This window comes from Staphylococcus sp. 231237_7MaSpsaltlick (genome assembly GCF_043107035.1).
Window position 1 is genome coordinate 1 of record NZ_JBICNX010000091.1, and the last position, 2048, is coordinate 2048.

The following is a 2048-nucleotide window of genomic DNA, read 5'->3' on the forward strand; positions in this document are numbered from 1 at the left end:
TATATATATCGTGCAATTATTTACTCATGATTTTATTAACTGTTACATTAGCAGTAATTATAAATATATGTCTATTATATTTTCCTTATTCATTGATGTATAAAATAAATGGATTTAAATTAGACATTAATATATTCAAAAGCTTTTTACTTTTAATTGTAAACTTACAAATTGTGCTATTTTTAATATCTAGTATTAAACCAGTTTTCCATGCATTTTCAAAGACATATCTTATAAATCTATCACAATTTTTAAGTAATATAGTAACAATATCTTTAATCTATATAACCATAAGCATGGATATGAATAATAGCTGGTTACTATTACCTATAATTTACTTAGGTAGTCAAATAATGGTTACTTTTGTTTTATCTATAATTATAATAAGAAAATATAAGATAGCATTCAAATTAATAAATGATAAAAAAATATATGTAGAATTATTGAAAATGGGATATAATTTTTTGTTTTTACAGCTTTCTAATCTAATTTTATTCAATACAATGACGTTTTTAGTTGGGATGTATGTAAGTTTAGAGGAAGCTTCTAGATATCAAATTAGTTATAAATTATTAAGTGTCTATATAATGATATTTTCTATTATAATGGCACCAATTTGGACGCTAATAATAACTAAAAAACAGGAAAATGACTTTAAAGGAATCAAGAATGTAATTAAAAGACTAGTTAAGATGATTACTTATTTAACCTTACCGTTATTGGTGACAAGTTTATTATTAAATAAAATAATTGAAGTTTGGATGGGCAAGAACTTCGATATTGAGTTGTTATTTAGTATTGAAATGTGTTTTTACATACTTTTGAATATGATTTGTGTAGTATTACAAGGAATTTTAAATGGATTAAATATATTCAAAATGCAGATAGTAGGGTACCTTACTGGTGCAATATTCTTACTGGTAAGTACTCTGACAACAAATATGTATTTCAAAATCAGTATAAATATGATCATAAACTTTGGTATTATATCTTTTCTGATACCAAGTATAATCATGTGCTTAACTTTATATTCTTATATAAGAAAAGAGATGGAAAATGAAGAATAAAATACTATTTATATATAATATACCTTCGCCTTATAGAGTAGAATTTTTAAATGAACTAAATAAAAATATAGATTTTAAAGTAGTGTTTGAAAAAGAAACAGCAAGTCATAGAAATGAAAAATGGTTAGCTAAGCATAAATTAAAAAATAATAATAATTACTTTATTAACAAGAGTATGCTGAAATTCATAAGACTTTTATATGATATATGTAAAAGTAATACAGTTGTTTTAGGCGGTTATTCTACAAAAAAATCTATGTTGTTAATATTTTTCATGAAATTTATTAATAAAAAATTTATTTTAAATGCAGATGGTGGATTTATTAAAGAAGAGAGTAAATTCAAATATAGGTTAAAAAAGCATCTTATAAAATCTGCGGAATATTGGCTATCTACTGGTATAAAAACTAGTGAGTATTTGAAGTATTATGGGGCGAATGAAGAAAATATATTTATATATCCATTTACATCTATATACATGAATGAAGTTTCATTAGATAAAAATTTTAAATCAAAAGATGAAATGACAGTATTATTTGTAGGAAGTTTCAATAAAGAAAAAGGAATAAACAAGTTGATAAAAGCGGCTACGTACTTAAAAAATATAGATTTTATTTTTATTGGTGGCAAACCCTCTAGTTATCAACAGAATCTATCTGAGAAAAAAACAAATATAACTTTTATAAATCATATTGAAAAATTAGAATTGAGTAATTATTATAAAACTGCAGATTTATTTGTTTTTCCAACATATTCAGATGTGTGGGGATTAGTAATAAATGAAGCAATGGCAAAGGGATTACCAATTATAACTACTGATAAATGTATTGCTGGTATTGAAATGATAGTATCTGAAGAAATAGGTAAAATAATTCCTGTTAACACAAGTGCAGAACAACTTGCAGAACATATCAATTATGCGATTTGTAATTATGAAAAATTTAATACTACTAAGATTATAAATATTGCACAAGAATACAC

2 protein-coding genes are annotated in these 2048 nt (G+C 23.4%); both read left to right on the forward strand.

Translation table 11 applies throughout. The features are described from left to right. A partial coding sequence (locus ACF91D_RS29930) for an oligosaccharide flippase family protein (protein WP_392438356.1) occupies positions 1-1067 on the forward strand: 1067 nt, incomplete at its 5' end. Beyond that, a partial coding sequence (locus tag ACF91D_RS29935; RefSeq protein WP_392438358.1) for a glycosyltransferase family 4 protein occupies positions 1057-2048 on the forward strand: 992 nt, incomplete at its 3' end. The genes ACF91D_RS29930 and ACF91D_RS29935, both read left to right, overlap by 11 nt.